The organism is Mucilaginibacter sp. P1_A3 (assembly GCF_056406855.1).
In genome coordinates, this window is sequence record NZ_JBFTZJ010000010.1 from 314332 (window position 1) to 340052 (window position 25721).

27 protein-coding genes are annotated in these 25721 nt (G+C 43.9%); 20 read left to right on the forward strand and 7 right to left on the reverse strand.

Features of this window, described 5'->3' with window-relative positions; translation table 11 throughout:
• Window positions 1-6 precede the first annotated feature (6 nt).
• Both AC1D0K_RS22570 and AC1D0K_RS22575 read right to left on the reverse strand, forming a co-directional pair.
• Window positions 7-288 carry a hypothetical protein gene (locus tag AC1D0K_RS22570; protein WP_477396302.1) on the reverse strand — a complete coding sequence of 94 codons (282 nt, stop codon included), beginning with the start codon at window positions 286-288 and terminating at the stop codon, window positions 7-9.
• Window positions 289-356: 68 nt separating this feature from the next.
• Window positions 357-1001, reverse strand: coding sequence for a hypothetical protein (locus AC1D0K_RS22575; RefSeq protein WP_477396300.1), 645 nt, complete (start codon window positions 999-1001; stop codon window positions 357-359).
• 235 nt (window positions 1002-1236) lie between these two features.
• On the opposite strand from AC1D0K_RS22575, the gene AC1D0K_RS22580 reads away from it, so the two are divergent.
• Window positions 1237-1413, forward strand: a complete 177-nt coding sequence (locus AC1D0K_RS22580) for a histone H1 (RefSeq protein ID WP_477396298.1) — start codon at window positions 1237-1239, stop codon at window positions 1411-1413.
• 1038 nt (window positions 1414-2451) lie between these two features.
• Here AC1D0K_RS22580 and AC1D0K_RS22585 read toward each other — a convergent pair.
• From AC1D0K_RS22585 to AC1D0K_RS22600, 4 genes are all read right to left on the reverse strand, one after another.
• Window positions 2452-3657 carry a DUF2252 domain-containing protein gene (locus tag AC1D0K_RS22585; RefSeq protein ID WP_477396296.1) on the reverse strand — a complete coding sequence of 402 codons (1206 nt, stop codon included), beginning with the start codon at window positions 3655-3657 and terminating at the stop codon, window positions 2452-2454.
• Window positions 3658-3662: 5 nt separating this feature from the next.
• Window positions 3663-4118 (reverse strand): low affinity iron permease family protein, encoded by a 456-nt coding sequence (locus AC1D0K_RS22590; protein ID WP_477396294.1) that lies wholly within the window; start codon window positions 4116-4118, stop codon window positions 3663-3665.
• A 61-nt stretch (window positions 4119-4179) separates the two neighbouring features.
• Window positions 4180-4326 carry a hypothetical protein gene (locus AC1D0K_RS22595; protein ID WP_477396292.1) on the reverse strand — a complete coding sequence of 49 codons (147 nt, stop codon included), beginning with the start codon at window positions 4324-4326 and terminating at the stop codon, window positions 4180-4182.
• A complete protein-coding gene (locus tag AC1D0K_RS22600; RefSeq protein ID WP_477396290.1) occupies window positions 4323-6533 on the reverse strand; it encodes a hypothetical protein in 2211 nt (736 codons plus the stop codon). The genes AC1D0K_RS22595 and AC1D0K_RS22600 overlap by 4 nt, the downstream gene beginning before the upstream one ends.
• 172 nt (window positions 6534-6705) lie before the next feature.
• On the opposite strand from AC1D0K_RS22600, the gene AC1D0K_RS22605 reads away from it, so the two are divergent.
• From AC1D0K_RS22605 to AC1D0K_RS22695, 19 genes are all read left to right on the forward strand, one after another.
• Window positions 6706-7647 (forward strand): manganese catalase family protein, encoded by a 942-nt coding sequence (locus tag AC1D0K_RS22605; RefSeq protein ID WP_477396288.1) that lies wholly within the window; start codon window positions 6706-6708, stop codon window positions 7645-7647.
• A gap of 7 nt (window positions 7648-7654) precedes the next feature.
• Entirely contained in the window at window positions 7655-7816 is a 162-nt protein-coding gene (locus AC1D0K_RS22610; RefSeq protein ID WP_477396286.1) for a hypothetical protein, read from the forward strand.
• Between the two features lie 40 nt (window positions 7817-7856).
• Window positions 7857-9020 carry a DUF892 family protein gene (locus AC1D0K_RS22615; RefSeq protein WP_477396284.1) on the forward strand — a complete coding sequence of 388 codons (1164 nt, stop codon included), beginning with the start codon at window positions 7857-7859 and terminating at the stop codon, window positions 9018-9020.
• 162 nt (window positions 9021-9182) lie between these two features.
• Complete coding sequence (locus tag AC1D0K_RS22620) at window positions 9183-10028, forward strand: SDR family oxidoreductase (protein WP_477396282.1); 846 nt, start codon at window positions 9183-9185, stop codon at window positions 10026-10028.
• Window positions 10021-10767: a DUF72 domain-containing protein gene (locus AC1D0K_RS22625; protein WP_477396280.1), complete on the forward strand. Its 747-nt coding sequence runs from the start codon at window positions 10021-10023 to the stop codon at window positions 10765-10767. Before AC1D0K_RS22620 ends, AC1D0K_RS22625 begins: the two co-directional genes overlap by 8 nt.
• A 298-nt stretch (window positions 10768-11065) precedes the next feature.
• The gene (locus tag AC1D0K_RS22630) at window positions 11066-11305 is read left to right on the forward strand and encodes a hypothetical protein (protein WP_477396278.1); all 240 of its coding nucleotides are present in this window, start codon (window positions 11066-11068) and stop codon (window positions 11303-11305) included.
• A gap of 236 nt (window positions 11306-11541) precedes the next feature.
• Window positions 11542-12405, forward strand: coding sequence for an STAS domain-containing protein (locus AC1D0K_RS22635; protein WP_477396276.1), 864 nt, complete (start codon window positions 11542-11544; stop codon window positions 12403-12405).
• Between the two features lie 12 nt (window positions 12406-12417).
• The gene (locus tag AC1D0K_RS22640; protein ID WP_477396274.1) at window positions 12418-12828 is read left to right on the forward strand and encodes an STAS domain-containing protein; all 411 of its coding nucleotides are present in this window, start codon (window positions 12418-12420) and stop codon (window positions 12826-12828) included.
• Window positions 12809-13222 (forward strand): anti-sigma regulatory factor, encoded by a 414-nt coding sequence (locus AC1D0K_RS22645; protein ID WP_477396272.1) that lies wholly within the window; start codon window positions 12809-12811, stop codon window positions 13220-13222. The genes AC1D0K_RS22640 and AC1D0K_RS22645 overlap by 20 nt, the downstream gene beginning before the upstream one ends.
• Window positions 13215-14225, forward strand: coding sequence for a PP2C family protein-serine/threonine phosphatase (locus AC1D0K_RS22650; protein WP_477396270.1), 1011 nt, complete (start codon window positions 13215-13217; stop codon window positions 14223-14225). Before AC1D0K_RS22645 ends, AC1D0K_RS22650 begins: the two co-directional genes overlap by 8 nt.
• Window positions 14222-15418, forward strand: coding sequence for an ATP-binding protein (locus AC1D0K_RS22655; protein ID WP_477396268.1), 1197 nt, complete (start codon window positions 14222-14224; stop codon window positions 15416-15418). Before AC1D0K_RS22650 ends, AC1D0K_RS22655 begins: the two co-directional genes overlap by 4 nt.
• 25 nt (window positions 15419-15443) lie before the next feature.
• On the forward strand, window positions 15444-15797 hold the full coding sequence (locus tag AC1D0K_RS22660) for a response regulator (protein WP_477396266.1): 354 nt from the start codon (window positions 15444-15446) through the stop codon (window positions 15795-15797).
• 889 nt (window positions 15798-16686) lie between these two features.
• Window positions 16687-16884, forward strand: coding sequence for an SDR family oxidoreductase (locus AC1D0K_RS22665; protein WP_477396264.1), 198 nt, complete (start codon window positions 16687-16689; stop codon window positions 16882-16884).
• The gene (locus tag AC1D0K_RS22670; RefSeq protein ID WP_477396263.1) at window positions 16881-17027 is read left to right on the forward strand and encodes an SDR family oxidoreductase; all 147 of its coding nucleotides are present in this window, start codon (window positions 16881-16883) and stop codon (window positions 17025-17027) included. The genes AC1D0K_RS22665 and AC1D0K_RS22670 overlap by 4 nt, the downstream gene beginning before the upstream one ends.
• Window positions 17028-17317: 290 nt before the next feature.
• Window positions 17318-18079 (forward strand): SDR family NAD(P)-dependent oxidoreductase, encoded by a 762-nt coding sequence (locus AC1D0K_RS22675; protein WP_477396261.1) that lies wholly within the window; start codon window positions 17318-17320, stop codon window positions 18077-18079.
• A gap of 71 nt (window positions 18080-18150) precedes the next feature.
• Window positions 18151-18759 (forward strand): TetR/AcrR family transcriptional regulator, encoded by a 609-nt coding sequence (locus AC1D0K_RS22680; RefSeq protein ID WP_477396259.1) that lies wholly within the window; start codon window positions 18151-18153, stop codon window positions 18757-18759.
• 56 nt (window positions 18760-18815) lie between these two features.
• Complete coding sequence (locus AC1D0K_RS22685) at window positions 18816-20177, forward strand: TolC family protein (protein ID WP_477396257.1); 1362 nt, start codon at window positions 18816-18818, stop codon at window positions 20175-20177.
• 10 nt (window positions 20178-20187) lie between these two features.
• A complete protein-coding gene (locus AC1D0K_RS22690; RefSeq protein WP_477396255.1) occupies window positions 20188-21240 on the forward strand; it encodes an efflux RND transporter periplasmic adaptor subunit in 1053 nt (350 codons plus the stop codon).
• A gap of 4 nt (window positions 21241-21244) precedes the next feature.
• Window positions 21245-24301, forward strand: a complete 3057-nt coding sequence (locus AC1D0K_RS22695) for an efflux RND transporter permease subunit (protein ID WP_477441577.1) — start codon at window positions 21245-21247, stop codon at window positions 24299-24301.
• Window positions 24302-24656: 355 nt separating this feature from the next.
• Here the strand turns inward: AC1D0K_RS22695 and AC1D0K_RS22700 are convergent, their stop codons facing one another.
• Window positions 24657-25436: a DUF3667 domain-containing protein gene (locus AC1D0K_RS22700; RefSeq protein WP_477396251.1), complete on the reverse strand. Its 780-nt coding sequence runs from the start codon at window positions 25434-25436 to the stop codon at window positions 24657-24659.
• Between the last annotated feature and the right edge of the window lie 285 nt (window positions 25437-25721).

Consider the following 25721-nt stretch of genomic DNA (forward strand, 5'->3'; position numbering starts at 1 on the left):
ATCAGGTTATTGTCCTATCACAGACAAAGGAATAAGTCCACAATATACTGGATTTCGTACAAGCTTCCAAAAACCAGATCTCGAACATCTTAACCCTTTAGCGCAAGCCATTCTTCTTACTACTTCTATCTTAAATGAATTTTTCGCAAGCTGCTTAAAAGCCCATTTAATAATATCTGCTTCAGGTTGCGCAGGAATAATGTATTTCTTACCGTCTAATCCAGTATAATTGATAAAACCAAGCGGTGCTTTGTTGGGATATCTTCCAAGCAACTTTGCTCTTCGCATACCGTTTGATGTATTTAATGCCCTTCTGCTATTTTCAGCTTCGGGTATTGAAAGATACACAGCTAGCATCACTGTACTCCGTCGTAATTATCCACCCGGATCTGGGCGCCGATCAGTTCACCCAAAAGATCGGCTATTTCACTAGAGACGTTAAAATTGGCTAGTACGGGTGCGAAAAATTTGGGAATATCTGCTTCGGTGCGATAAAGCAGGAAATGACTGTACAGCGTAAAAAAGCGATGTTCCATATGGTAATCCCAATTATCCGGCCGGGTTCCTGAACGCCGGGGAACCATTAACTCTTTAACGATCTCCGGTACTGCCATCAGGCTATAGGCCATGAGAAAGGGGTCTTGCATATCAACCGGGACAAAACTAAACCCAGTTTCCCAGTCTGCCGGTTCCAGCTTGGAACGGTCCAGAGTTTCCAAGCTTAGCTCATCCTTCGATAAGCTGGCGACCTCCTTTTCATATTTGCGGATAAACTCCTGCACCAGTCCCGCCTGTGATTGGCGGTGCGGCTGATTGCGCGCTCGGCTGCGTGCCTGTCTACCACTGAATGCTCGGAATTGTGGATAATAGCGCAGATAAGCCAGGAATATAAAACGGGCATTGGCCGGCGAAATACGATAAAGATGCAGATGTATTGCCTCGATCACGTAATCACAGATCCGTTTGTTACCGACCATGTAAATATCAAACAGGCATAGCATTAAAAGGATATTGAATTCGGTCGCTCTCTCTGGGAACAGGGGGTAAAGAAAGGGAATCGTGTGGATCGCAACTTAGTTACCTTCTCTAAAATTGAAAAGCAGCTGCTTCCTTTACGATTCTTAAAAAAACAAAATGGCCTTTATAATTTTCAGAAAAGAGGAACAGCCGTCCTATCGGCACAATCTTTTTCCAGAAGATAAATATTAGATTTGCGCCTTTTAAAAAATTAATACAATGGAAAAATTCGAGAAATTAAAAGAAGTGATAGCGGCAGCAGAAGCAGATGCTACAAGTTTTTATGACAAAGGCAATAAAGCTGCAGGTACCCGCTTACGTAATGTAATGCAGGAATTAAAGGTATTGGCTACTGATATCCGCAAAGAAGTAACAGAAAAAAAGAACGCACAATAATTAAAATTAAAAATGTTTTGGGAAAGTCTCTGTCAAAATTGACAGGGACTTTATTGTTTTGGCAAATCCGGGTATTATTTAAGCCTGTAACGCGATGCCAGCGAACGGCCAATGGCCTTTAAAAGGCCCTGATTATCTCCAATGGTTGTTTCTTCGGCAACCCAATCATTGAGTTGATTACGAATCAAAGTAAACTCTTCGCTAAAAAGACTGATTTTTATTTGTGTGGTTTCCCTATTGATCCCTTACTTAATACTTTGTAAGTATAATCAATATCTTCAAATGTGATGCGCAAAGGTAAACTCATATTCTGCAAAGATAAAAAGATGGTACAATATCGATCGAATTGAAATATCAAGGATCAGAAATGCTTTAAATACGAAAGTCCCCTCGCACTCGCTGCCTGGGGACCTTCACCTAAACTTTATCACAAGGTAAGCAGAAATGCTTACCGACTCACTTAACGAAATGAATTGGCAATTGTTTTTAATTTACTATGAAAATTAACGCTGGTCATTCCTGATCCTATGGCGCATATAATCTTCAAATAATCTTTCTCTGGATCGCCTTTCAGTTTCTTTCTTAGAGCGCCTGTTATAACCCCATACAAATAGTGCCCAGATTCCAAATGCTATAGCGAATGCCGGAAATGGGTTCTTAGCATGCAGGGCTCCTAACAACGCTCCAGTTGAAATAAAGCAGGAAAAAATAAAATAAACAGCGGTTTTCGTAACATTTCAATAGTTAAACTTACTAAAAATATTAGTCAAATACAAAAATATTCGACCTCGTTTTTTTAACTTATTTCAAAGATTCTGTTCGCCTTCCTGGCCCCCCTGTACGTGGTTGCGAATGACGTCAGTCAGGTCCGATCTCGGTATTCCCCGAAGCCATATGACAGGGTTCTCCGCATCTGTCGTTTTTAATGTAAAGTTCATTAACTGAAATAGCTGAAGTATAACTGGCTGGATAATGATATAGTCCTTAACCCGGTACATTTCGGGCATTCGATCATGGCCATGAAGGTTGTTTGCTTTTTCATAGTTTGCCCTTTCGATAGCCTTTCAAATAACTTTTATAATAGCGTTTAACCTTGATAGCATATTTGCGGGCGTATTCGCTCACGGCTTCTTGCCATCCCTGGTCCAGACCAAAGGCCATTAATTCGTCAATGACCGCAGAGCCCTGAATACCGCCGCTGCGGAGCTGGGCGGAAGCGGTCAGTGCCGCCATATCGTCGATGACCTGGTACATATCACGGTAATCGTCCTTCAGCAGTTTGAATTTAATCGTATCCTTCACGGGCTGTAATTCCTGGATGATATATGATTCCTCACGGAATAATGTTGTGCTGAGCAGCGCTGCCGATACGTTCTGCATCCGCTGCTGCACTCCAATCACCCGCGCGGCCTCGCTTTCCCATTGCAGTTGCTGTACGGTAGTATAAGGCAATATCGAAGACGTACGGGCCTGCTTCATATCCAGCAACAAATACTTATTTTTTGTATTAGTACTTTTCAGTAGGAACAGGTAGCGTTTAACTCCTACACTACCTGTACCGGCCAACCGGAAAACGGCGCTGATCACTTCATAATTATAAGGACCATCGCTGCTGGTCTTAATCCATTCGTTGATATGCGCCCGGAGTTCAGTCCTCAGTTTCTTGTCCAGCTTAAAATGTCGCTCATCCTCCAGTGACAACATGATGTGTCTCTTTTTACTAACCGTACGTTTTTTAAGCAGGGTTTTCTTGTCGATATGGGTAGCCGCCTGTAAGAAATTACTTACGATGCCTTTGGCCGTTCGCGGCTCTATACTAATCGCCTTTCCTTTAGCCAGTGTGGCCGAATAGGTTTTCAGGTAGAGTTGCGCCATCTTTTGAGCTTTTTTGGGTTCGATAGCCAGGTTGTCAAAAGCGATAAAAATACTGCTGACCATCCGCGCTAGCTCATAGGTAGCCGGTGCCAATAGGGCTTCGTCAAAATCATTTAAGTCAAAATAAACCAGTTTATTATCTCCTTTGTAACTGCCAAAATTCTCAATATGCAGATCACCGCAGATCCAGGCAAGCGGAGAGAGTGGCAGTGCTTCAGCAGCGGCCAGATCCTCGTAAAACAAATGACAAGTGCCCCGGAAGAACCGAAAGGCATTCTCGGCCATGGCCTCGTATTTCAATTCCAGCATATCCGGCAGTAAGCCGGTGTTAAACGCGATTAGGCGTTCGAACAGGTCAATTAATTCCATGCCCATTAAGGTTTTAGGTTTCTTGTGGCAGACTTCCCTCGCTGATTTTCCTCCGCCGCATCGATCGAATGCGTGCAGGTAATATCATCCTCTTTTTCCGCCAAGGCCGAAAGTTGCGCGTAAAAGCGGTGGAGCTTATCCAATTCATCTTCGGTTAAATTTTCAATGTCGACAATGCGGTTACTGGTACCTTCATGCGAGGCCAACAGCTCGTTCAGCTTCAAATGGATCGCCTTGGAATCCTTGTTTTGCGATTTTTGGATTAGGAAGACCATCAGAAAGGTGATAATTGTCGTACCCGTATTAATCACGAGCTGCCAGGTTTCGGAATAATGAAACAAAGGGCCGCTGACCGCCCAAATGACTACAACGGCTGCGGCAATAATAAATGCCGCCGAACTTCCGGTAGCGGTTGTCGCCCAGTTCGAGAACCGCTCAAATAAATTAACTTTCTTCTTCATATTCGTTGATCTATGATCCTCCTATTTTTATTTCTGCGTCTTTGAGGTCCTGCAATATTGCTTACTGTAATTTGAGTTTGGCATCTTCGAAGCCATGGGCGTTGACCAAAACATTGATCACCAAAGTAAAGCTGTCTGCTCCAGAAGTTACACTCAGATCCTCCTTTAACCTGTCATAGGCCTGATTATAGAATTTTTCAATTTTCATTTCCAGTCAATATGAATTTCGCTATCGCCTGGAACAGTAAATTCCAGGTGTCCTTCTTTAGTTTTTTTTCCTTTTAAACTTTCCTTTTGGGCATTCATCCTTACCGTAAATTCCGGCATTTTACCTTTATCTGTTTTAACCAGCATCAGGACGCTGTTTAACCTACCGTCACCCGCGAGTTTAAATTTAGCCGGGCGATGCTTTTTCGGCGAGAATCCGTACGTCGGGTAATCTGTATAAATCATAAAAGACTGGTCTTCAACCTGCATATAATGCCGCGGCAGAATGCCAAAGGCATTACCCGCGCCGTAGACTTCCTGGCCAACTTCGCCGGATTTTTCCCAGCCATCGTGCAGATCCTCCAGCGCGATCCAGAGATTTGGATCAACCTCACCAGTCTTGACTTCCTCCGACAGCATTTCTTTCGGCAGCATGGTCGGATAATAATAAACCGCCCTATCAACCAGAAAACGGATATATTCCGCTAAAAGCAATCGTAACGATGGCAGAATCTCCTCCCCTTCGGCGTTGCGCAGGTAATCATGAAAGGCACAAAAGACCTCCTGCTCCTCGTAAGCGGCGGTATAAGGCGCATCATTGAGCGGGAACAAGGCAAAGAAGGAAGGGAAGTTTTTGCCGTAACCATAATTACAATCCCACAGCCGGACGTTTTTAAAAACATTAGCCAGACAAAGATAACTCAACTCCCTGTAAATCTCTTTTCTCGTAATTTTATATAGTCGCAGTAGCGCCCCTGCTGAAAATGAAGTATTGTTGGCCTGATAGAAAAGTTCAAAGCCCAGGCCACGTAGCCGCTGGGCTGCTTTTTCCGCTTCTGCCAGGTAACGTTTATTCCCGGTCAACTCCCAGGCCTGCAGCATGACATGAGCGTAAAGACCGGGTACATCCTTTTCTCCCCCTTTGCCGGGCTGGGTTTCAGCTTTCAACACTTCCAGCGTATCCATTTTATAAAATACAGGCCACTTATAATCAAAATGGTGGGCAACTCTAATGGCAAAGTCAAGAGAGTCGAGAAACAGCTTTTCCGCAATCTTATCGCCTTTCAGCGCCAGCCGGGAAAGGTTTAGCAACGGGTGTTGTAAATACCAGGAATCCATAACCATGGGTTTCTTGTGTTCCTCCTCGCCTTCCATGGTGTCTGCTACCTTTGGATGCCAGCGCATGATCGTTTGAAGCTCCCCGTCGTAGAATGCGGATAGGCCTTCTTTTATTTTTTTCATCATGATCAATTCCGCACTGCTCCATTCCACATAGTCAAGTAAGGGAAGCAGCACCGCAAGCTGAACCATGATCTCGGGCGGCGTTTCATAGTCACATACATATGCATTGAGATAATGATGACCATCAACCTGGCTCCAGCTGCCGGGGCTTTTCTCCAGATCGGTCAGGCCTTTTTGCAGTATCACCGGCCAGTGTTGATAAGTGGTATTTGGTTTTGGCAATTGCAGATATACGGTCGCCAGCAGGTCAAGGTATTGTCGTATCATTGCCGGTTCATTCCCCGGTACTTCTTCCGAAAGCGCGATAAAAGCGTCACTCAGAATGTATTTTTTTCCCGCTTCCAGTGCTTTATTCTTTAACGTTGGCGGCAAGGCAAAACCGATTTCCGGCCATTCGCCGCCTACAGTTTCACCGGCCGAAGTTTCGGTCTGTTGGTTATAATCCGCGAGGGCAGTCAGGTTCTGCAGGTAAAGCACTGAGCCTGCCTTTGGCCTGCTAAAGCTAAAATAAAGTTGCCCCGAACGGGTACCCACCTGGCTGACCTTGATCTCACCCTCGGCCATTAAGTCGCTGCCTGCTGCGCCAAGCGGCACAATGTCCCTCGGCCAGTAAGGAAATAAAAGCGAGGAATCTGCTTTCAGTGTCGTAGTTAATCGAAGTACAGGATTATCCGCGGCTGGCAATTGCACTACAGCTTCGTATTCACCCATGATCGACTTAATCCGGAAAGTTATATTTTGATTTTTCTTCCAGACCTTCTTTAATTCCAGGCTGTCATTTGGCGAATAAGCTAGGCGGAATGCAATCCTGCTGCCTTGGGGCCATGCCGCCACAAGCCAGCAGGAGTCGTCGATCAAATAAATTTTAAAGGAATAGCCCGCCGCTTCCTGTTCATAAAGAGCGGCCAGGTTAGCACTGTTCAGTTTTGCGTTAACAGTTAAAAGCCATGGTGAGCATGCATGCATCTTAAAAAAATAATACTTACTCCGTGAACGCCGCGGATAGCGAAAAAAGGTATGATATCAACTTAAAGCGCCACTATTTTGTTTTATAACTTTCTCAATTAATTATTTTTTTAATTAGAAACTAAATACAAACTCAGTAGTTGTACAATAAACATACATTAAAACTCAACTTATGTTTCACCACGTCAAGGACTTACAATTCAATGCAAGGGTATCCCGCCCTGATCCGCGTTTTGCCAACCTCTTATTGGAGCAATTCGGCGGCGAAAATGGTGAGCTGGCTGCGGCCATGCAATATTTCACCCAGGCGTTCGGCGCGAAAGTCCCGCACCCCGATAAATATGACATGCTGATGGATATCGCCACCGAGGAATTCAGTCACCTGGAAATCGTTGGTGCAACAATTCAGATGCTGTTGAAAGGCGTCAACGGCGAACTTAAAAATGCCGCCGACAGCTCCGAGATCATGCAGGTGATGAACGGCAAAGCGGCAAAGGAAAGCATTATCCATGAAGCGCTGGCCGCCAATCCACAATTTGTAATGATTACCGGCGGTGGGGTAACGCCTCGCAATAGTCAAGGCATTCCCTGGTGCGCATCGTACATCCACTCCAATGGCGACCTGACCGTGGACCTGCGCAGTAACCTGGCTTCCGAATCGCGTGCCAAGCTGGTTTATGAACACCTCATGAAATTTACCGATGACCCCTATATCCACGAAACGTTGTCTTTCCTGATGACGCGCGAAGTAGCGCACTATAAAATGTTCGAGGCGGCGCTGGAAACCATCCAGCCTAATTTCCCGCCCGGCGTATTGGCTGCCGATCCGCGTTTTACGCAACAGGCTTTTAACCTTTCAGATGGCGCCGTGCGCGGCCCCTGGAACGAAGGTGAAATGCCGGGCATGGGTAAGGAATGGATCTTTGTGGAAAACCCTTTAACCCAAGTGGAAGAAACCGAAGGGCAAACTAAACTGCCGCAGGATTTCAGCAAAGAATTAAAAGCCAAGGATAAACTGGACAAAGAAATGAGTGCCGTAAAAAGTGCAGAAGTAAAAGATGCGGAACCCAAAGGTGTTGCGCAATGGAGCAATTTTGTACCAGTGGCTAAATAATTAAACAATGGATGAGCACTTGTTCTTTAAAGGGCAGCGTGTGCTTTCACAGGAAGGTGAAGGCGAGGTTGTGTATGCAATCGGCGATAGCATCGTAGTGAAACTCGACAATGGAAAAACGCAGGCTGTCCTGTACGCTGAACTGGAGGATAACAACAGCGCGGGCTGATAGCCTGTAAATTTAACATCAACAAATAATAACTATACCTATGGAAATATCTGAAAAATCGATCGATGTGATCAATGACCTCATCAAGATCAATAATGATCGCGTAGCCGGTTTTGAAAAAGCGGGCACCGACCTGGAAAACAATGACAACGGCCTGATCTCCGTTTTTAGCAAATTGGCCGGCGAAAGCCAGCAATACGCAACGGATCTGACCGCTATTGCGCAGCAATATGGCATCGAACCAGCCGATGGCACCAGTACCTCTGGCGACCTGCACCGCGCCTGGATAGATATCAAAGCCACTTTTACAGGCCATGATCTATTAGCCGTACTGAACGAGTGTGAGCGTGGCGAAGATGCTGCTAAAAGTGCTTACCGCGATGCGCTGGATCCGGAGAATGATCTTGATTCCGAATTGACACAGATTTTACAAAGGCAGCAGCAAGGTATTATTGATAGTCATGATCTTATTAGATCTTTACGCGACCAGGTGGAGGCATCTGATGACAATGATGACTATGACACTGACGATACCGGATTAGCCACGAGCGAAAAACCTGGTTACCCAACAGCTACCAACAAATTTGTTGCGCAGCCATCATACGAAGGCGCCGCAGGTGAATACCCAAACCAGGCTGCTTATGCGCCGGAACCGGAAAGTATCGAACAGGAAGAGGAATGGCAGGAAACTGGGGGAGGTAATTCCAAACTAATGGAGTTTTTTGTGAATGAACTAAAAGACCTGCTTTGGGCCGAACGGGAATTGGTGGATACGCTGCCGGATATGGCCGAAGCAGCAACTTCCGTTGAACTGAAGAGTGCTTTTGAAATGCATTTGTCGGAAACGGAAACCCATGTTCAACGTCTTGAACAAGCTTTCGCGATCCTGGGCCTGGAGCCCGAAAGCAGGAAGTGCGAAGCGATGTCGGGTATTGTGGACGAAGGTGATGAGATCATCGGCGCTACAGCGGAAGGAACTGCCCAACGTGATGTAGGACTGATCTTTGCCGGTCAGAAAGCAGAGCACTACGAAATAGCTTCCTACGGTGGCATGATCGCACTGGCTAAAACATTGGGCTATTATGAAATTGCTGAATTGTTTGTATTGACGCTGGATGAAGAAAAAACAGCAGATGCAAAATTAACAGAGATTGCCGAGAGCCAGGCTAATTATGAGGCCAGCACCGAACCGGCAGAAGATTAAGATGATAAGGGTGATATTGTAGTTTGGGCCGCTTAAAATTAAGCGGCCCTTTTTTTATGAAATACCCGGCGTTTCCTCTTTAACCGCTGCCTTACGAAATTCGGTTTTAACTATAAGTGAAACTATATGGAATAAGCATAGTTATATTATAAAAGCAATGCTATGGCAAAGACACCAAAGAAACAAAACCGGCAGCCTGGCATTGAAGCCAAAATGAATCCGGCACCGGAATACATCAAAGCCAGCTACCAGGGTTCAGGAAAACTGAAAGACAAGGTGGCCCTGATTACCGGTGGCGACAGCGGCATCGGCCGCGCCGTCAGCGTTCATTTCGCACGCGAAGGCGCAGATATTGTAATTGTTTACCTGAACGAAGATATTGACGCTGAAGAAACTCAAAAGTTGGTTGAAGCAGAAGGCAGACAATGCCTGTTAGTAAGAGGCGATGTTAAAAAAGCTTCCTTTTGCAAAAAGGCTGTACAGCAAACTATTAAGAAATGGGGCAAACTCAATATACTTGTTAACAATGCGGGCATGCAGATACCACAAAAAGACCCGAAAAATATCGATGAAAAACAACTGAAGGATACCTTCAGCACAAACATCTTCGCTTATTTTTATTTTGCCAACGAAGCGCTGGAATTTATGAGGCCCGGCGATAGTATCATCAATACAACATCGGTGACCGCCTATCGATCTTCGCCAAACCTAATTGATTATTCCTCCACTAAAGGCGCAATCACCTCTTTCACCCGGTCATTAGCCACCAATATTGTAAAAAAGAAGATCAGAGTAAACGCTGTGGCACCCGGCCCGGTTTGGACACCACTCATCGTAGCTACATTTGATAAAGAAAAGATTAAGGAATTTGGATCAGAAACGGCCATGAAAAGAGCAGGGCAACCATCTGAACTGGGTCCGGCCTATGTTTTTCTTGCTTCTGACGATGCCTCGTTTATCACCGGCCAGGTCATCCATGTAAATGGAGGTGAAGTAGTTAATGGGTAATTATTATGCCGGCACAAGCGGCCTGGTGTTACCTGTGCCCAACAAAACACATTATCCTCCAGCTTTTAAAGAAAAAAGCAGGTTGTGTTATTATGCTTCCCTGTTTAACAGTATTGAAATCAATTCGTCATTTTATAAAATACCCCAAGCTAAAACAGTTGGTAAATGGGCGGAAGACGTGCCGGATGGTTTTCGGTTCACCTTCAAGCTTTGGCGCGGGATAACCCATGAAAAAGGCTTGGAATTTAACCCGGCTGATATCATCCGCTTTATGGAGGCAATCAATAGCGCCGGAAACCGTAAAGGCTGTTTGCTTGTTCAGCTTCCGCCGTCAGCAAAGGGTAACCTAATGCCGCAGCTACAGTATTTGATTAGCAGTGTGAAGAAGGCCGATCCTGAAGAGACATGGAAAATAGCGCTGGAGTTTCGCCATGCTTCCTGGTATACAGAAAAAATACTCCAATTCGCTATGTCAAGTAACCTTAGTATTGTCCTACAGGATATCCCGGCTTCTGCCACCCCGTTACATTATGTCACAGGCGATACGATATACCTCCGTTTTCATGGTCCAGGCGGAAAATACCGAGGAAGTTACCCCGACGATGTATTAACCGAATACAGTACTTATATCAGCGAATGGCAGGAAGAAGGCAAAACGGTTTATGCTTATTTTAATAATACGATGGGTGACGCTGTGCAGAACCTAACCACGCTAAACAACCTCGTCCAGCAACCTTGAGGGTAGCTTGGCACACACTGTGAAAATGATATGAGCCGGCACCAGTTAAATTTAATAATTCGTAAAATCTATCGAGGGCGGCGCAGGGTGCGCTTTCAGGGTTACTTTCCATAGGCCTACGGCGAAAGCCCCGCTTAGTGCTCCCAGGATAATTCCGTTACGCAAGTTTTTTTTGATCTAAAGTTCCTGATTAACAAGAGCGCGCGACAATGACATTAACTCATACCTAAACAATTGTCTTTTTAAATAAATCAACAACTAAAAGGGTTGCCGCTTGTTGACCTTTAAAATATCGACTATGAAAAATCCTTTTAACAAAAAAGACAACACAATGCTTTACATCGCGGCTGCCATCACTGGGGCATTGGCTGCAGGGGCCGGAATTTGGTTTTATTTACGCGGAAAACGTGCCGCAGAGGCTGAAGCTTACAGGCTAGACCATGCCCAGGACTACTTAAGGGCTAAAAAGAAGATAATGAAGAAACACAAAACTGATATAAGTAAACTGGGCGATTTTGTACACCACCAGCAGCCATAATTCATCAATCAGTATGTAATTTACAACTTAAAATAATGAAAAAAGTGCTGAACACTCAACTGGGGACATTTGGCGTTTCTGAATGAATTCAAGATTCCGCCTGAAATAATTTTTAATATTAAATTAAAACATTTCTAATATTGAACTGTTTGATTACCTTACAAAATCTTTCAACTTGCCAAGTTTGGATCGTATAGCAAGCGTATATTTATATATTTAACCTGTATACTTCATCCATGTCACTAAAAACACATCAATTGTTAAAAAATAAGAAAAAAAACATCCTGGAACTCTGGATGAAGAACCAGTTAGCTGACGAAGGCCTGCGTGAAGACCTGATCAGTAACGACGAATTGCGCAGCCAATCCGAGGAATTAATTACCGCCCTGGTCAATAATTTATCAACAGAAAATTTCATTAATCTTGATTCAGATGAATGGAGCCCGGTGATTGAAATCTTAGGAGGTATAGCTATTACGCGGGCGCGCCAGGGTTTTAGCCCCCGCGAAACAGGGAATTTTGTATTCACACTGAAAGAGGCTATCCTGGACGTTTTACAACAGGAAATCCCGGAAGACCCGATGAAGCTTTTTAAAGAAAGTCAAAAGATCAACCGCATCATGGACAACCTGAGCGTGGTGACTTTTGAAACTTTTATTAAAGGCCGCGAAGAAGTAATCCTGCGTCAAACTGATGAGATCACCGAGATCTCTACGCCTGTGATCCGTGTTTGGGATGGCATTTTAGCGTTGCCAATTATAGGTACTTTAGATAGCGCCCGTACCCAGGTGGTTATGGAAAACCTGTTACAGGAAATCGTGGAAACCGGGTCAAGCATTGCCATATTAGATATTTCAGGCGTACCGGCAGTGGACTCGCTGGTAGCTCAGCATTTAATAAAGACGGTAAGCGCTACGCGTTTAATGGGCGCGGAATGTATCATCAGTGGTATTCGCCCTGAAATCGCGCAGACAGTTGTGCATTTGGGTATCGATCTTTCCAATATTATTACCAAGGCAACTTTAGCCAGTGCGCTGGCCTATTCGTTTAAGGTGATGCGCCTGGAGGTAAAAAAGATCAGTACAGCTACAAAATATTAATGAACCAAGTTAATGGATAAAATTCCTATTCTCCGGATGGGCGCCTTTTTACTGGTGTCGATTCAGGTTGACCTTTATGACCGGCTGGCGCTGAATCTGGAAGCCGACCTGGTTCAAATGGTCAATAAAACCAGTGCAAAGGGTGTATTGATTGATATTTCGGCGGTGTCCATAGTAGATTCCTTTATGGGTCGCATTATCGGCAATATTGCCAGTATGTCGAAAATACTGGATGCTGAAACAGTTGTCGTAGGCATGCAACCCGCAGTTGCTATCACATTAATTGAGCTGGGCTTGCCGCTGAAGGGCGTGCACACCGCTTTGGATATGGAAAAAGGTATGAATTTGCTGAAATCCATGATCAATGAGACCGAAGAGGACGCAGACCAAGACCAGACCAACGATGACCTTATCACTGAGTAAAGATACCATCCAGGTATTAAAAGAGCAGGACGTGGTCTTTTTAAAAAACCGCGTGAAGGAAACAGCAGTAAGGATTAAAATGGGATTGGTTAACCAAACGCGTTTGCTAACTGCCTGTAGCGAATTGGTTCGTAATATGATGCGTTACGCCGACGGCGGTGTTTGTATCGTTGAAGTGGTGTCCAGCGGTCGTAATAATGGCGTCCGTTTAACTTTCTTAGACCGTGGCCCGGGGATTCCCGATATAGCCGCTGCCATGAGAGATGGATTCTCTACCGGGAAAAGTTTAGGTTTGGGCTTGCCCGGGACCAAAAGATTGGTAAACGAATTTGAAATTAAAAGCAAGATGGGAGAAGGTACAGTGATTACGATTTTAAAATGGGCGAATGGTTGATGCAACTCATGTAAGTTTTACGGCGGATGACCGGAGTTATTTTTCATTGATAAAAAAAGAAATCCACCGAATGGCCACCGACGGCGGCATCGCGCCGGCCAGGATCAATGAGCTTGACCTGATCGTTGCGGAAATGACCTCCAATCTCTTCAAATATAGCGATGACGGTGAGCTTTTAATAGGAGTTTTTCCCAATGGCGGCAACCCGTATGTGGAACTGATCAGCATTGATAACGGACCTGGGATGATCAATCCCGCTAAAATGATGCAGGATGGTGTTTCTACCTCCAATACTCTTGGCCACGGGCTGGGCGGTATGAAAAGAATGTCGGACACGTTTGAATTGTATTCGCAGATTGGTTGGGGCACTATTGTATTGAGCCGGGTATATAGTGACCCCGAAAAAATTAAAGCAAAAAACGAAGTGGTAATGCGCCCCATCGTGGTCTATAAGCCGGGTGAAAAAACCAGCGGTGATGGCTTTGTTTATAAAACAACGGATAAATACTTGAAAATGATGCTTGCCGATGGTCTGGGGCACGGCCCGGAAGCCAATTTGGCCGTTAATGAAGCGGCTAAGGCATTTAAAACATTCCCGGATTATAGCCCTACAGAAACGATCCGCTTTATCCATAGCGCCATTAAAAAAACCAGGGGAGCGGTTATTAATATTGTTAGCTATGACTTTGCGCGCAAGATCTGGACATCGGCTGGGGTGGGCAATATTGCAGCGCGCATGTTCGGGCCGGTAAATTTTAAAAACCAAATGTCCTACAATGGTATCGTGGGCCACAACATTCCAAACACCATGAATGACCAGGAATATGCCGCAGAGGAGTTTAACCAGGTGATGCTTTGCTCAGATGGAATCAAAACCCGCATTGAAATGACCCGTTATCCGCTTATGTATAAATATGATTTAACTATCTTAGCGGCAGCTATATATAAAGACCATGCCCGCCGTAATGATGACATGTCGGTCGTAATCGCGAAAATAAAATGATCAAAGTAGTATTAATCTCATTGGAAAATGAGATGGACCTGGTGCTGGCTCATAAAAAGTCCATGAGGGCCGCCGAGCGGTTGGGATTAACCGTTGCTACCCAAACTACCTTTGCTACTGCGGTGTCAGAAATAGCCCGCACGGTTATCGAGCACACTGATGGTGGTCTATTGGAAATTGGTCTGGAGCAGGTGAAGACACGCTACAGCCTGATGGCTTCGGTGTCCTTTGATAAGGATATTCGTTTCACCAATGCAGATGCGGGGTTTTATTATGCCCAAAAGCTGGTTCCTGAATTTAATTTATCTGAGACAGAATCGGTCAATATAATCACGATGAAACTCGGCCTGCCGCGTTCTTTAAAACTAGATCCCATTAAGATTAGTATCCTAAAAAAGCAGTTTGAAGAAGAACAGCCATTAAACGCTTATGAAGATATTAAACAGCGTAATGCCACCTTGCATCGGCTTGCTTCGGAAAAAGATGAAGAGCTGCGCCGTTCCAAATTAGTAGATGAAAAGAAGACAGAATTCATTTCTATCGCCAGCCATGAACTTAAAACACCGATGACGGTGCTTAAGGCTTATACACAAATGGCTAAAGCGGCAAAGGAGCCAGTCAGCGATCATTTACGTGGGCTGCTGGCTAAAATAGATCTGCAGTCCAATAAGCTACTGTCTCTGGTGCAGCAATTGTTGGATATTTCAAAGATAGAAAATGGCAACCTGCAATACCAAATGTTGCCTGTTAGTCTTAATGATTTCCTGCAAAGGCAGGTAGCCGTGATGCAGCATATCATGCCTCATCATGAATTTATTATTAATTTTTCTGCCGATGCAGAAATTATGATTGATGAATTGCGCATGGAACAAGTACTTGCCAATCTGTTGGGCAATGCTGGTAAATATTCCGACCGAAATACGCGCATTTCGATCAGTACGTCGCTGGCAGATGAGGGACATGTAACCGTGAGCATTACCGATCAGGGCCGCGGTATGACTGCCGAAACCACGGCATCTGTTTTTGAAAAATTCTACAGGGCCAAGGATGTGCTGACAAGCCATACCGGCCTGGGAATGGGTTTATATATTACCTCTAAAATCGTAACCGACCATCTAGGCAAGATCTGGGTGGAAAGCGCCGAAGGCCACGGCTCCACTTTCTATTTCACGATACCTTTAGTAACTTCTTAAAATGAATAATGACGGGTACAAAATCATGATCTTTGACGATGACGAAGATATTCTTACTATCTGTAGTTTCGTACTTAGGGAAGAAGGCTGGCAGGTGCAAACCTATTATGATTGCAGTGATCTTATCCAAAGAGTATCGGCTTTTATGCCCAACGTTATTCTGATGGATAACTGGATACCTGATGAAGGTGGCATTGTTGCGACCCAAAATCTCAAAGCGGCGGAAGCTTTAAAAGCTATTCCTGTTATCTACTTCTCTGCCAACGCCGATATTAAAACGCTGGCCGTTACAGCGGGTGCCGATTTTGTTTTTTCAAAGCCATTTGATTTGGATGCACTGAAAGAAATTGTGCTCAAAGCCCTTAAATTTACTGAATAGCTTTAAACTTCATTCATCTGCAAACTATTATGGTAATGCAGTAATCTTTGTTGAGCATGATATCCAGGTGACCGCAGCCAGTGATTGGGTAATCGATCGCCGGCGGGGTGGTGGCGAAGATGGAGGGAAGATCGTAGCTCAGGGACAGCCGGCAGATATAGTAAAAAATAAAAGTAGCCGAACGGCTCATTACCGGTCCAAAAATTTGCAATAATCTCAGACGGAAAGAATTTCCTTGCATGGCCTTTCCAATCCGCCAGGTTTTTATAGCAGAATTCAATTTAAAAAAGAAAATATTAACTTATTTGAGCAATCGTAAATTAGTAACGAGATAGGTTTTTATCGAATAAAAAAAACATTTTGAAGTGTTAAAACAATTTTAGAAAATTGTGATTTATTAGTTTCAAAAGAAAAATTAGCCCTTTTTAATTGACTATTGATGAATGTATTCCTAAACTTCTTTTTTTAAAATCAATGAAAATGTCACGAGCAAATCAACTCAATTTTGCTGTAAGGTATTTAACAGCGATTAAAAAAAACACACAGATTATTTCACCCAAAATAATCTAAAAATTGTGGAATGTGTTACAATTTTTGACAGTCCAATATGTAGTGTTCACATCACGAATGAAAGTATACCATTTGAAATTAAGGATGACATTGAGTCAATGTTCTGGTGTTATTAAACTAAAATCATTAATTATACGTTTAAATGGCTGAATTTAGCCGATACGTACATTTTATGTAAATAAAAAGCCCTGAATTATCAGGGCTTTTATTATTAAATGGAAGTCTAAGTATCAGAAACAATGCCCAGCTAAAACAGCCAATCAAAACACGAATAGATTGTAAATTAACAAGTGCAGATCCAAAGGACGGAAGTACTATTGTGAACACGTCTTCGGGTTTGGCAAGATTTTCATTTGAAGGATATTCCGCTTACGGCCCTATGAAGGCGGCGATCGATTCATTATCAAAATATCAGGCTTTGGAATTGGGAAGCAGAAAAATAAGGGTCAATTCCATTGCTCCTGGTCCCATTGAACACATTTTGGAGGCGGGGCTGTCCGTGATATTTCCGATTTGAATAAATTCTTAGCATCAGAAACACCTTTAGGAAGAGTTGGTTTGCCGGATGATATTGGAAGTGTGGTAGCATTCCTTTGTTCAGATGATTCCAAATGGATTAATGCGCAACGAATAGAAGTTTCTGGCGGATTTAGAGTATAATAAACTTCAGATAAATTAAAACAACCCATTCGACTAGGATTGAATGGGTTGTTTGCTGTAATGAAGTCTAATTTAAAGCTCAAAGCCTAAGTGCCCCACATTATGAAATTTCGTATAAATGGTATTCTTCGAAAACAATTGAAAAGTAGAATACCTAATATCTGTCGGGGAGCAGCATGTTTTGGCAAATCTGTTTTTAATGTCAGCTTTTAAAATGAAAGATGAGTACCTTTGTTTTATTGAACACTGTTCAATAAATTTGTCCCGGTTTAAATTTAAATCCAACCATCATGAAAAAAGCATTGATCACAGGCGCCAGTGGAGGCATCGGGCTCGAAACAGCCCGGCAGCTGGCTCAACAGCATTACCATGTAACGCTGATAGCCCGTAACAGGGACCGCCTCGAACAGGCGTTAAGCAGTTTAAATGGTAGCGGCCACACTATCCTGGTTGCTGATCTGAACAACACGGAAGATCTGCAAAAGCTAACAGCGCATCTCGGAACTGAAAAGTACGATGTTCTCATCAACAATGCAGGTACAGGTACTTACGGCAAGTTTACGAATATCCCGCTGGATGACCAGCTGGCCACCATGCAGCTCAATATGCAAGCTTTGGTAACCTTATCTTATAGCTTTTTACAGAAAGCTGTAAAGGGGGATGCGCTGGTCAATATCGGCTCGCTGTTGGCTCATTCTTCGCTACCTGGCGGTTCCGTTTATGCAGCCACCAAGAGTTTTGTCGCCAATTTCTCGGAGTCGTTATGGCTTGAGTTCAAGCCCCAAGGCATTTACGTAATGGGCTTTAATCCAGGCGCGGCCAACTCAGACTTTCATGCGCATGCGGGCAAGCAGACGAGCGACTTTCCCGAGTTCGTAGTTTCTTCTGTAAAAGATGTTGCTATTGAACTTATAAGAGCGTTGCAAAAAAGGCAGAAACCAAGGGTGGTCCAGGGTTGGAAAAACCGGTTCATGCTATTCGGTTTCAAGTTATTGAACAGAAAGGCCGCGGTGAGCATTATGGGCAAGATCAGCCCCGGAATGCAGAATTAAGCAGAAACAACAATCCGAAATTTGGCTACACGAGTGGCGATCATATATTTGTATCTTATCATCATCTAAAAATGGGCATAGCAGAACGAAAACTGGAAGAGAAGCAGGAAATGCATAAACGCATCCTTAACGGTGCGCGTAAGATATTTTTAGAAAAGGGCTATGACAAAACCAGCATGCGCAATATCGCAGCTGAGATCAATTACAGCCAGGGTTCACTCTATTTTTATTTTAAAGATAAGAGCGAGATCTTTCACGAATTACATAAAGAAGGCTTCCGGCTGCTGCTTAACCAGTTAAAAGTACTGGACAAGGTAGCTGATCCGTTTGAGCGTTTAAAAGCTGTGGGACGTATTTTCATTCAATTCGCACAGGAAAATAAAGATTATTACAACTTGATGTTTATCGTTGAAGAGCCTGTCAAAAATCCACAGTCCGGTGGATTTCAGATCGCCCAGGAAGCGATCAGCCAATTGCTGGGCGTTGTAAAGGAATGCCAGCAGAAAGGGAGGTTCAAAGATATGGACGCGGAGTATTTGACTTTCATGTTCCTGTCTGCAGTTCATGGCATTTGTGCTCTGTTCTGCAAGGACCGTACCACCAACTTTATGAACAAGACCAATGAAGAACTGATGGAGCATGGTTACGAGTGCTTTGTTAAGCTGCTTGAAAAAAGCTAACTCCTTTTTTTTTTAATATTATTGAACACTGTTTAAAATTAAATCAATGATCAAATATGAAATTTCAAAATCAAACATTCTATCAACTTTTGCTTTTATGGTCAGCCTTACTGGCTGCACCCATTGCAAAAGCCCAAGGCAGGCTGGACGAGTATATCCGGCAAGGCCTTGCTTCTAATGAGAGTATCAAGCAACAAAACTTTGTACTCGAAAAAAACATTTACGCGCTGAAGGAAGCGAAAAGCATGTTTCTGCCTGACGTAACTTTTTCAACGACCTATACCAAAGCCGATGGCGGACGCACGATAGATTTCCCTGCCGGCGATCTGCTTAACGGTGCCTATGCTACACTGAACAAACTGACGGGGAGCAATTCATTTCCGCAGCTGCAAAACCAGCACATCCTGATCAATCCGGATAATTTTTACGATGCTAAGTTTCGCACCACGCTGCCCATTCTGAATGCAGAACTGATATACAACAAGTGTATCAAGCAGCAACAGGTTGATCTGCAAAAAACTGAGGTATTGCTCTACAAACGAGAACTGGTCAAAGAGATCAAAACGGCCTATTACAATTATCTGAAAGCCGTTAATGCTACCGATATCTATCAATCCTCTCTCCGCCTGGTTGAAGAAGGTCAAAGGATCAATACCAAACTGTATGACAACAGTAAAGTAAACCGGACCGTTGTGCTTAGGAGCCAGAATGAAGTATCCAGGATCAATGCTTCGCTTATTGGTGCCAGGAAAACAGCAGAATCAGCACGTTACTATTTTAACTTCCTGCTTAACCGTCCGCTTACAGACAGCGTCCTTTTGGATGACATGAAGGCACTTCCCGCTGGGGAACAACCTATGGGAAACAGTGTGAGCGGCAGGGAAGAATTGTCCAAACTAAGGATAGCTAAAGATATCAACGGCAACTTGACCGGGCTGGCCAGATCTTATATCATCCCTAAGTTGGGAACCTTTATCGATCTGGGTTCGCAGGCTTTTGATTGGAAATTCAATAGTCAAAGCCGTTATTATTTATTCGGCGTTTCCCTGGAATGGAACCTGTTTTCTTCTGGCAAAAACAATTACCGGGTAAAGCAGACCCTTGCCGACCGCGATGCACTGGCCTCACAGACCGATTATGTACAACAGCAACTACTTACGGAACTCAAGGTTCGTCAGGCCGGTATGCAAAGCGCTATCGCGCAATACGAGGCGGCACAGTCCCAATTAAAAACCAGCCAGACCTATTACGGAGATATGCTGAAGTTATACAAACAGGGAACGGCCATTTACATTGAGCTTTTGGATGCCCAGAACCAATGGATCGATGCCCAGCTTCACGCCAATATTGCCCTTTACGACACCTGGATCGCAGACGCCGCGATCGAACGCGCCAATGCCAGTTTCACCATTCAATAAAAATAAGATCATGAAAAACTTACAATTATTCAGCATTATCATAGCAGCGTTAATCATAATGGCTTCCTGCAAAGAAAAACACAAGGAAGGAAATCCAATAGGGGAACCGGATATCATACCGGTTAAAATTGCCCCGGTGTCTACGTTGGGCGTACCCGATCAGATTACTGCTACAGGCCTGGTCAGTACCGAGGATGAAGCCAAATATGCCTTTAAGATAGGCGGCGTGATCAGCCGTATCTTGGTACAGGAAGGCCAGTTCTTTAAACAGGGGCAATTGCTGGCAACACTCAATTCTACAGAAATTTCAGCTGGTTTAGCCCAGTCCAGTTTGGGTGTAGAAAAGGCGCAACGTGACTATAGCCGGGCATTGAATCTTTACAAAGACAGCGTTTATACCTTAGAACAATTGCAGAACACCAAAACGGGATTAGATGTAGCTAAAAAGGCAAGAGAAGCAACCGCTTTTAATGAGCGCTATTCTAAAATATATGCCGCTTCCGACGGTTTTGTAAGCAAGAAAATAGCCAACGAAGGCGAGGTTATTGCCGGAGGGACGCCGGTGCTGCTGACCAACTCTACCGAACAGCGAAACAGTTATTCGCTTAAAGTGGGTGTGACCGATCGCGAATGGGCTATCATCAAGCCCGGACAAACCGCCAAAGTAACGCTCGACGGTTATGCGGGTCAAACCTTTGATGCCACTGTGTTCCGTAAATCGCAAGCGGCCGATCGTGAACTTGGCTCGTTCCAGATTGAACTGAAACTGCAATTAAACGGCATAAAGCCAGCGGTTGGCATGTTTGGGAAAGCGGAAATAGCCACCCATCAGGATGAAAGTGTCATGGTTATCCCATACGCCTCCCTCGTGGAAGCTGACGGCAATAAAGGTTTTGTATTCACTACAATTAGCGCAACCAGGGTAAAAAGAGTACCGGTTACCATCCTGAAGTTTGATAACGAAAACGTGTACCTCAAGGATAAACTGGAAGGTATAGACCAGATCGTCGTTTCCAACAGCGCCTACCTCAACGAACAGTCTTTTATTAAAATCATTAAGTAAGGCCATGAAGATCACAAATTTTGCTGTTAAGAATTATCAGTTCACCCTGGTCATATTTCTTTTGGTAGCAGTTGTCGGTGTGCTGACGCTGTTCACCATGCCCCGTTCGGAAGATCCGACCACCCATCCTCCGCAGTATATCATCACGGTCATCTATCCTGGTACCAGTCCCAAGGATATGGAAGAACAGGTCGTAAAACCCATCGAAAACAAGATCTATGGACTGGAGAACATTGAAAAGATCCTCACAACCGTAGAAGACGGCGTAGCGGTTATCCAGCCTAAGTTTAAATACGGTGTAGATGTGGACAATAAATACCAGGAAATATCCACCGAAATCAATGCTTTGAAAAACAGCGAACTTCCCAAGGATATTTACCTGATCAAAACAGAAAAGGTTTCCTCGTCAGACGTAAAGGTAATACAGGTGGCCCTGGTGTCAGACAATGCTTCCGGAAAAATATTGCGGGATGAAGCAGACATCTTAAAAACACAGTTAGAGAAAATTACCAACCTGAAAGAGGTGAAATACTTTGGTATGCCCGAGCAGGAGATCCGCATCGATATGCAATTGGATAAGCTCGCGCAACTCAAGATTCCGCTTAACGTGGTCATGGGTAGTTTGCAAAGCGAGGCTGCAGATATTCCCGGGGGGAGCATCAATCTTGACAGCAAGATCTTTAACGTTAAAACCAGCGGTAAATTCAAGAACATTGAAGATGTGGCCAATACGGTTATTTATAATGCGAATGGCAAAATCATTTATTTGAAAGATGTGGCCACGGTAAGCTATAAGGACGGCACGGTAAACCACATCACACGGATAAACGGGCATCGTTGCGTGCTGGTTACGGCGGCCATGAAGGACAATGTGAACATAGCCAGCGTTCAAAAAGAATATTTACCGGTACTGGAAGCGTTTGGCAAAACCCTGCCGGAGAATATCCACATGGTCAAAAACTTCGACCAGGCCAATATGGTAGCCGAACGTTTGGGCCATTTGGAGTTTGACTTCGGATTGGCCATCTTGCTTGTGGTTATTACCCTGCTTCCATTAGGCTTCAGGGCGTCGCTCATCGTAATGATCTCCATCCCGCTCTCCTTAGCCCTGGGACTCATTGCCATGAACTTACTGGGCTTTTCGTTAAACCAACTGAGTATCGTCGGCCTTGTAGTGGCTTTAGGATTGCTGGTGGATGACAGTATTGTGGTGGTAGAAAATATTGAACGCTGGCTCAGAGAAGGTCATTCGCGAACGGTTGCCATATTCAAAGGAACACAACAGATCGGTATCGCAGTTATTGGCTGTACGGCCACATTGGTTATCGCATTTTTACCCCTGGCCTTTTTACCAGATATGGCCGGTGAATTTATCCGCAGCCTGCCCATGGCCGTCATGACCAGCGTTTTGGCATCCATGATCGTCGCTTTAACATTGGTTCCTTTCCTGGGTAGCCGGATGTTAAAAACGCATACCCATGGCGAAGGCAATTTCTTTTTAAAGCACCTGCAAAGGTTCCTGACCAGATCCTACTCCAGGGTGATGCCACTTGCCTTAAAATGGCCTAAAGCCACTATCGGGATATCATTAGCCTTAAGCGGACTTGCCTTTTTCCTGTTCACTTTAACCGGATTCAAGCTCTTCCCAACTTCCGAAAAACCAATGTTTTTGATCAATATCAAATTACCACTTCAGGCCGATATTCCCGAAAGTGACAGGGTGACCAGATTGGTAGAGGGTGAATTGAAGAAGCACAAGGAGATCGTTTATTACACCTCAAATATAGGCAAAGGCAACCCCCAGATCTATTACAATGTTCATCAGCAGGATGTGAAACCTGATTTTGCCCAAGTATTTGTGCAACTGGATGAAGAGGCTAAACCCAAGGAAAAAACTGACCTGATCAAGCAGTTGAGGAAAAAGTTTAAGGATTTTCCATATGCAAGAATAGAAGTTAAAGACTTTGAGCAAGGGACGCCTATTGAAGCTAATATAGTAGTCAGGGTATTTGGAGAGAACCAGGATACCTTGCGTTCTCTTTCGTTTAAAGTGGAAGAACTTTTGAAAAAACATCCAGGAACTTTTTTCGTCAACAATGAACTGAATTCCTATAAATCGGATGTTAAAATAAAAATTGATAAAGAAAAGGCCAGAACATTAGGGGTACTTACCAGTGACATAGACAAAGTGATACGAATGGCCGTAGCGGGATTAACTGTCGGGGACTATATTGATGACCGGGGCGATTCGCGCAACGTTGTAATCACACTTCCAAGGGATAAATTCTCTAACCTGGATGCTTTAAAAGACCTGTATGTGAACAATGTACAGGGCACCCCTGTACTGGTTGATCAGATCACCACCATTGCCTTTGAGACATCGCCCACGGCTATCAACCATTTCAACAAATCACGTTTTGCAAAAGTAACATCCCTTACTAAAGAAGGCGTTTTGGCCAATGATGTCCTGAAAGACATCGTTCCGCAACTGAACAAATTGAAAATGCCGCCGGGCTATTATTACAAGCTATCCGGAGAAGCAGAATCGGAAGGCGATGCATTAGGAGGCAACTTTCTGTCGGTGATTATTTTGAGTACCTTCCTTTTTATCGGGGTATTGCTGCTGCAGTTCAAAACGTTCAAAGGGATTATCATTGTGCTTTCGATTATACCCCTGGGAGTTCTTGGCGGCGTGGTATTCCTGCTCTTCACAGGCAACCCCATGTCATTGGTATCCATCATCGGTTTCATCGGACTATCGGGCATACAGGTTAAGAACTCACTGTTGCTGGTAGATTTTACCAACCAGTTACGCTTGAAAGGTCATAGCATAGATGAGGCGATCAGTATGGCAGGCGAAACCCGCTTTCTGCCGGTTGTGCTCACTTCTATAACGGCGATATGTGGACTACTGCCCATCGCGCTGAACCCTAACCCCCTTATCGCGCCGTTAGCAATTGTATTGATCGGTGGGCTGATCAGTTCTACTATACTATCGAGGATCGTAACGCCGGTAATGTATAAACTAATACCGCCCCATCTGGAAAGTGATGAGGAGTAGGCTTAGCTAATTCATTTTAAGATGGATGAAGATTACTACCGAACTATTTTTTGCTCCCCAGACTGGACATAATTCGAACCATTTAGTAGTGCAATTAAGGATTTTAAGCGAATTGAAAGTTGCTTAATGACGGTTCGAATTCCATAGGGTTCTCCTATCTACCTTGAGCCCCAGCAGGACTAAAATCGAACCATTTACTTATTAGTTTGCAGATTTTGGCAGAAGTCTCAAATGAAATTCCGAGGACCAATGCCCTTGAGGAGTTACTTTGCCACAAAATCAAATGAACAATTGAAGCCATTTTTATAAATCTTAAATCGTAGGTTTTGCAATACTTCATTTTTTATTTCTACCGCTAAAATTGCGTTACAATCCAACCGGCAAAATATCCAATAGCCAAATTTAGAAGCGAAACAATAAAAAAGGCACCCAAAGTGAGGCCGATTATTTTACCTCTCGAAGTATTGTTGAAGAATTGGGAATAACACCAGCACATTAAAATGAATAAAAAAAACTGTTGAACTATGCCATATTGGAGAGTTACCGCGATACCGAAAATATAAACAATGGGGAAAACGAGTAGGCTAACAATTAAAAACAATCCCATTAAGTATGTATTCAAAACGAGGTGTTCTGCAAGATCATATTTCCGTTTCTTAAAAATGACATAGGAAACCAAGGTGCTGGTTATGATCAGGATTAGACCGTCAAAAGCAAAATGCTCAGTTATCCAGGTAATGATTTTCCCGGAAGCCCCGGTTATATCGTCCTTGGGCTCAATTAGACTCGCGTGAAGGTGGTCGAAAATTAAGTAATGATAGAGTAATCCATAAAAAGTGGCAAGCACAATAACATAGGACAGCGGTTGAAAATGCCTGACTCTTTTTCCATCTAAAAATTCTCGGATGGTGTGGCCGGGTCTGGTCAAGAGCTGCTTAGTAGTGTACAAAATCCCTTTATCAAAATGAAACAGTCCATGTTGCAGATCATGGATGATAAAATGCATGTTCAGTTTATGGGTTTTTGCAGATTGACCGCAATTACCGCAAAAATTGCCAGACACCTCGCTACCGCAATTTTTGCAAATGATAGTAGCATTTACTTTATGAGCAGGTTTTTTCAACATTTTACCCATTTGCTTTCTTTAATAGTTGTCCATTAACAATACTTAAACTTACAATTTTGTATCCAGTTAATCAATGGTCACATCCGGTAAGCACAGGTCCTTTGTATTCAATGATCGAATATGAATTATCTTTGTTTTCAAGAAAGTAATGCACCCATTTTCTTTGCGATCAGTCCTGCCGCATACGCAGGGTTCAAGCGATAAAGGAGGTCCAGCATTTTAGCATCCTTGCCCACCAACACCCGGTAACGGTTTTGCTCCATCCCCTCGATAATCATCGCCGCGGCCTTATCG

Excerpts from the sequence above, each read along its gene's own strand:
- AC1D0K_RS22660 (WP_477396266.1), top strand. The coding sequence starts at position 15,444 with ATGATCTTTGACGATGACGAAGATATTCTTACTATCTGTAGTTTCGTA.
- AC1D0K_RS22590 (WP_477396294.1), bottom strand. The coding sequence starts at position 4,118 with ATGAAGAAGAAAGTTAATTTATTTGAGCGGTTCTCGAACTGGGCGACA.
- AC1D0K_RS22655 (WP_477396268.1), top strand. The coding sequence starts at position 14,222 with ATGATCAAAGTAGTATTAATCTCATTGGAAAATGAGATGGACCTGGTG.
- AC1D0K_RS22580 (WP_477396298.1), top strand. The coding sequence starts at position 1,237 with ATGGAAAAATTCGAGAAATTAAAAGAAGTGATAGCGGCAGCAGAAGCA.
- AC1D0K_RS22600 (WP_477396290.1), bottom strand. The coding sequence starts at position 6,533 with ATGCATGCATGCTCACCATGGCTTTTAACTGTTAACGCAAAACTGAAC.
- AC1D0K_RS22680 (WP_477396259.1), top strand. The coding sequence starts at position 18,151 with ATGGGCATAGCAGAACGAAAACTGGAAGAGAAGCAGGAAATGCATAAA.
- AC1D0K_RS22640 (WP_477396274.1), top strand. The coding sequence starts at position 12,418 with ATGGATAAAATTCCTATTCTCCGGATGGGCGCCTTTTTACTGGTGTCG.
- AC1D0K_RS22675 (WP_477396261.1), top strand. The coding sequence starts at position 17,318 with ATGAAAAAAGCATTGATCACAGGCGCCAGTGGAGGCATCGGGCTCGAA.
- AC1D0K_RS22700 (WP_477396251.1), bottom strand. The coding sequence starts at position 25,436 with ATGGGTAAAATGTTGAAAAAACCTGCTCATAAAGTAAATGCTACTATC.
- AC1D0K_RS22620 (WP_477396282.1), top strand. The coding sequence starts at position 9,183 with ATGGCAAAGACACCAAAGAAACAAAACCGGCAGCCTGGCATTGAAGCC.
- AC1D0K_RS22615 (WP_477396284.1), top strand. The coding sequence starts at position 7,857 with ATGGAAATATCTGAAAAATCGATCGATGTGATCAATGACCTCATCAAG.
- AC1D0K_RS22685 (WP_477396257.1), top strand. The coding sequence starts at position 18,816 with ATGAAATTTCAAAATCAAACATTCTATCAACTTTTGCTTTTATGGTCA.
- AC1D0K_RS22635 (WP_477396276.1), top strand. The coding sequence starts at position 11,542 with ATGTCACTAAAAACACATCAATTGTTAAAAAATAAGAAAAAAAACATC.
- AC1D0K_RS22645 (WP_477396272.1), top strand. The coding sequence starts at position 12,809 with ATGACCTTATCACTGAGTAAAGATACCATCCAGGTATTAAAAGAGCAG.
- AC1D0K_RS22595 (WP_477396292.1), bottom strand. The coding sequence starts at position 4,326 with ATGAAAATTGAAAAATTCTATAATCAGGCCTATGACAGGTTAAAGGAG.
- AC1D0K_RS22690 (WP_477396255.1), top strand. The coding sequence starts at position 20,188 with ATGAAAAACTTACAATTATTCAGCATTATCATAGCAGCGTTAATCATA.
- AC1D0K_RS22575 (WP_477396300.1), bottom strand. The coding sequence starts at position 1,001 with ATGCTATGCCTGTTTGATATTTACATGGTCGGTAACAAACGGATCTGT.
- AC1D0K_RS22625 (WP_477396280.1), top strand. The coding sequence starts at position 10,021 with ATGGGTAATTATTATGCCGGCACAAGCGGCCTGGTGTTACCTGTGCCC.
- AC1D0K_RS22695 (WP_477441577.1), top strand. The coding sequence starts at position 21,245 with ATGAAGATCACAAATTTTGCTGTTAAGAATTATCAGTTCACCCTGGTC.
- AC1D0K_RS22605 (WP_477396288.1), top strand. The coding sequence starts at position 6,706 with ATGTTTCACCACGTCAAGGACTTACAATTCAATGCAAGGGTATCCCGC.
- AC1D0K_RS22610 (WP_477396286.1), top strand. The coding sequence starts at position 7,655 with ATGGATGAGCACTTGTTCTTTAAAGGGCAGCGTGTGCTTTCACAGGAA.
- AC1D0K_RS22630 (WP_477396278.1), top strand. The coding sequence starts at position 11,066 with ATGAAAAATCCTTTTAACAAAAAAGACAACACAATGCTTTACATCGCG.
- AC1D0K_RS22650 (WP_477396270.1), top strand. The coding sequence starts at position 13,215 with ATGGTTGATGCAACTCATGTAAGTTTTACGGCGGATGACCGGAGTTAT.
- AC1D0K_RS22585 (WP_477396296.1), bottom strand. The coding sequence starts at position 3,657 with ATGGAATTAATTGACCTGTTCGAACGCCTAATCGCGTTTAACACCGGC.
- AC1D0K_RS22570 (WP_477396302.1), bottom strand. The coding sequence starts at position 288 with ATGCGAAGAGCAAAGTTGCTTGGAAGATATCCCAACAAAGCACCGCTT.